We start from the raw sequence: 3,942 nt of genomic DNA, 5'->3' as shown, positions 1-3,942 counted from the left end.
GCCCCGCCCTCGCCGACGTGGATCAGGTGCTGCGCTTCGCCGAAGAGCTGGCCGCCCTGGGCATCACCCAGCTGGACTTCATGCCCGACGGCGATCCGGTCGCCTACACAACCGATTTCGCCGAGCGCCTGCTGCCCCGCCTGGCGGCGATCCAAGCCCCTGGTCAGTAGTCCACCCCCGACAATCCGGCATGCCCTCGGCCGGAATCCACGCTGCCAGCGGTGGATCCCGGCGAAAGCATGCCGGATGACGAAGGGAACCCCGGTACGACGAGGGCACCTCTCCATGACGGGGGAAGCCTTTGTCCACGAGCTCGGGGACGGGTGTGAGGTCGCGCGCGAACTCGCCCGACCGCCTCCGGGGATTCCGGGGGTTCGGTATCATCGCGCGCGTTTACTTAGTACCTGGAGGAACCGTGCCCGCGAATCCCACCGCCGCCGAACTGCTGGCGACCGTCGAAGCCTCCCCGCGGGCGGTCGGCGCGCACGACAAGGCCGCCTGGGTGGGCCTTTTCGCCGAGAACGGCAGTGTGGAGGATCCGGTCGGGTCGCGTCCGCATATCGGGCGCGCGGCCATCGAGCGCTTCTACGAGACCTTCATCGCGCCTAACGGCATCGTCTTCGACGTGACCAACGACGTGGTGTGCGGCATGACGGTGTTCCGCGACCTGAGCATCGCCACGACCATGTCGACCGGCGTGACGCTGCACGTGCCGATGCATCTGCGCTACGACCTCGAGGATGTGGACGGCGCCCTGAAAATCCGTGCCCTGCGCGCGCATTGGGAGCTGGCGGGCATGATCGGCCAGCTCCTGGGGTCCGGTACGCAGGGCCTGCTGGCCGGGGCCAAGCTGGGGCCGCAGCTGCTCGGCAATCAAGGCATCGGCGGCGCAATCGGTTTCATGTCCGGCCTGCGCGGCGTCGGCAAGCCGGGCAAGGCCGCGGCGGGCCGCCTGCTGGACGCGCTCGGCCGCGGTGACTACGCGGCCGCCCGCGCGGCGCTGGTGCCGGTGCCGCGCCTGGAGTGGGGCACCGACGGTGCGATGTCGCTGGAGGACTTCGCCACTCGGGTGAAGGGCCTGCGCTGGAGCAAGGCCCTCGCGGCCGGGCGCACGGTCACCGCGACAGTGGACACCCGGCAGGGCAGCGGTATCGCCGAACTCGACTTCACCGCCGGATTGCGCATCGAATCCGCGCGAATCTTCGTGCAGGCCAGCTAGTCCCGGATACCGGCGATCTCGGCCAGCGGATTCTTGCCGCTGAACGTGGTGCCCCCGGCCGCCCCGACCACTTTCCCGTGCACGCTGATCAGCCATTGGCCGCACACGCAGCGCAGATACTGCACGCCGCGGTGTGCGGCGACAGTGGGGGAGGGCCAAGCGCAGGAGGGGCATTCGGCGATCATCAGGACATCCTGGTGGTGCGAGCGCCGAATCACCATGATCGACACGCTGCAACCCACAAAACGATTGCGTGTCTTTGGTGACTCGCCGTGCTTGATTTGCCAATGGCCGCATCGGAACTCGTGGCGGCCAGGTTGAAACACTGTTGACTCAGCCCGCTTTGCCGCGCCGCACCGCCGTTGGCGTGGCGCCCCACCAGCGTTGACAGCAGCGCGTGAACACCGACTGCTCGGCCAGGCCCAGCAGCGAGGCCACCTGGCTCATGGGCATGTCGGTGGTGGTCAGATAGCGGCGGGCCTCCGCGCGGCGCACCTCGTCGAGAATGGCGGCGAAGGTCGTCCCCTCGGCGGCCAAGCGGCGCTGCAAGGTCCGCGGATGGATGGTGAGCAGCCGTGCCACGGCATCGATTTCGGGTGCGGTGGTGCCGAGCAGCTTCTGCAGCGTCGTGCGCACGCGCGGCGCGATGGCGGTGGCCGCGCCGCCGGACTGCTCGGCCAGGAACGCCATGGCCAGGCGGTGTAGGTTCTCGTCGCCACCCGAGAGCGGCCGATTGGCCAGGCTGCTCGGCACCCGCAGCACCGCCTCCGGGCGCTCGATTCGCACTGGCGCGCCGAAGAATTCCTCGTACGCCTGGATCGGCGCGGCGGGCCGGTAGGGCAGCTCCACCGAGCGCAGGCCGTAGCGGTCCTCGGCGAGGCGCTGAATGGTCCTGTGCACGAAGGCCAATCCGAGATCGGTGCCCTGCACCGGCGTCGGCAGGCCGGGCGCGGTGACGCCGTAGCGCAGCGCGATCACGCCCCGATCGCCGTACGGGTCGGGTCCCATGGTCAGGCTCAGCGAGCGGGCGTGCACGAACAGGTAGCGCGAGGTGCACTCCAGTACCCCGGCCAGGGTCGGCGAGTTGCGGATGGCCAGGGCCAGCGGGCCGAGCATGTCGAGCTCCTGCCGCCAGGCCATGCGCAGGCCCAGATCCGGGCAGTCGAGCCGATGTGCGGCCAGCTCGAGCACCGCCGCGACCGCCTGGTCGGGGACCAGCAGATCGTCGGTGTCGAGGGCGGCGACGGGCAGGCCGCACGCCGCGACCAGCTCCTCGGCATCGCCGCCGAGTTCGGCCACGGTCGCGCGGAAGCCCCGCAGGCCCGCGGATCTGATCACCGACATGTCGTCCAGGATCAAATACTTGTCGCGCGGAGTCAAGAAACCTCTCGGTGGGCACAACAGACTGGAGGTCATGAACGCCGCGCCTGCCACCGCCGAACATCTCGATGTCGTCATCGTCGGAGCCGGGCTCTCCGGCATCGGCGCGGCGTACCGACTGCAGACCGAGCACCCCGGCCGCAGCTACGCCGTGCTCGAGGCGCGCGACGCGCTCGGCGGCACCTGGGATCTGTTCCGGTATCCGGGCATCCGCTCCGACAGCGACATGTTCACCCTCGGCTACCCGTTCAAGCCCTGGCGCGACGCCAAGTCCATCGCCGACGGGCCGTCCATCCTGCGCTACATCCAGGAGACCGCCAGCGAGAACGGCATCGACCGGCACATTCGGTTCGGTACCAAAGTCGTTGCCGCGCAGTGGGACAGCGCGGAGTCGCGGTGGACGCTGACGCTGGAGCACAAGACCGCCGACGGGGTCGAGACCAGCTCGCTCACCTGCGGGTTCCTCTACTCCTGCTCGGGCTACTACAACTACGACCACGGCCACGAGCCCGAGTTCCCCGGCCTGTCCGACTTCGCCGGGACCGTCGTGCATCCCCAGTTCTGGCCCGAGGACCTGGATTACGCGGGCAAGCGCGTGGTGGTCATCGGCAGCGGCGCGACCGCGGTCACCCTGGTCCCGGCCATGGCCGAGCAGGCCGAACTGGTGACCATGCTGCAGCGCAGCCCCACCTGGATCTCCGCGGTCCCCGGCCGCGACAAGGTGGCCGACCGGATTCGTGAACTGCTGCCGCCGGATCTGGCGCACCGGATCATCCGCGGCAAGAACATCCTGTTCAATATCGGCTTCTACCAGTACTGCCGCCGACGGCCCGAGGCCGCGCGCAAGCTGCTCACCGGACTGACCACGCGAATCCTGAAGGACGAGAAGCTGGTCGCCGAGCACTTCACGCCCGACTACAACCCGTGGGACCAGCGCCTGTGCGCGGTGCCCAACGCCGACTTCTTCAAGGCCATGCGCAAGGGCAAGGCCGAGGTGGTCACCGATCACATCGAAACCTTTGTGCCCGAGGGCATTCGGCTGAAGTCCGGCAAGGTGCTCGAGGCCGACGTCGTCATCACCGCCACCGGCCTGCAACTGCTCGCCTTCGGCGGCGTCGACCTGATCGTAGACGGCGCCCCGGTCAACCTGTCCGACCAATTCGTCTGGCAGGGCACCATGCTCACCGGCGTCCCCAACTTCGCCGTCTGCATCGGCTACACCAACGCCTCCTGGACTCTCCGCGCCGACCTCACCTCCCGCCTGGTCTGCAAGGTCCTCTCCTACATGGACCGCAACGGCTATGCCGCCGTAGTCCCCCAACCCGACCGCCCCCTCCAGGAAC

The 3,942-nt window shown here is 68.9% G+C and carries 4 protein-coding genes; 2 read left to right on the top strand and 2 right to left on the bottom strand.

What is annotated here, in order from left to right; translation table 11 throughout:
• Window positions 1–415 precede the first annotated feature (415 nt).
• The gene (locus tag ACAM49_RS39210) at window positions 416–1,219 is read left to right on the top strand and encodes a nuclear transport factor 2 family protein (RefSeq protein ID WP_369640579.1); all 804 of its coding nucleotides are present in this window, start codon (window positions 416–418) and stop codon (window positions 1,217–1,219) included.
• Here the strand turns inward: ACAM49_RS39210 and ACAM49_RS39205 are convergent.
• Together ACAM49_RS39205 and ACAM49_RS39200 are read right to left on the bottom strand one after the other, a co-directional pair.
• The gene (locus tag ACAM49_RS39205; RefSeq protein ID WP_369640578.1) at window positions 1,216–1,440 is read right to left on the bottom strand and encodes a hypothetical protein; all 225 of its coding nucleotides are present in this window, start codon (window positions 1,438–1,440) and stop codon (window positions 1,216–1,218) included. The two genes, ACAM49_RS39210 and ACAM49_RS39205, sit on opposite strands and share 4 nt — an antisense overlap.
• Window positions 1,441–1,552: 112 nt before the next feature.
• Complete coding sequence (locus tag ACAM49_RS39200; protein ID WP_369640577.1) at window positions 1,553–2,563, bottom strand: AraC family transcriptional regulator; 1,011 nt, start codon at window positions 2,561–2,563, stop codon at window positions 1,553–1,555.
• A 70-nt stretch (window positions 2,564–2,633) separates the two neighbouring features.
• On the opposite strand from ACAM49_RS39200, the gene ACAM49_RS39195 reads away from it, so the two are divergent.
• Window positions 2,634–3,942, top strand: a 1,309-nt coding sequence (locus ACAM49_RS39195; protein ID WP_369640576.1) for a flavin-containing monooxygenase, incomplete at its 3' end; no start/stop codon positions are given.

The sequence above is a fragment of the Nocardia sp. JMUB6875 genome, assembly GCF_041154655.1.
In the GTDB taxonomy this organism is placed as follows: domain Bacteria; phylum Actinomycetota; class Actinomycetes; order Mycobacteriales; family Mycobacteriaceae; genus Nocardia.
The sequence above is the reverse complement of the archived record's forward strand: the minus strand, read 5'-3'. Positions and strand labels throughout refer to the sequence as shown.

Coding starts and splice junctions, on each gene's coding strand:
- ACAM49_RS39200 (WP_369640577.1), bottom strand. CDS start 2,563: ATGTCGGTGATCAGATCCGCGGGCCTGCGGGGCTTCCGCGCGACCGTG.
- ACAM49_RS39205 (WP_369640578.1), bottom strand. CDS start 1,440: ATGGTGATTCGGCGCTCGCACCACCAGGATGTCCTGATGATCGCCGAA.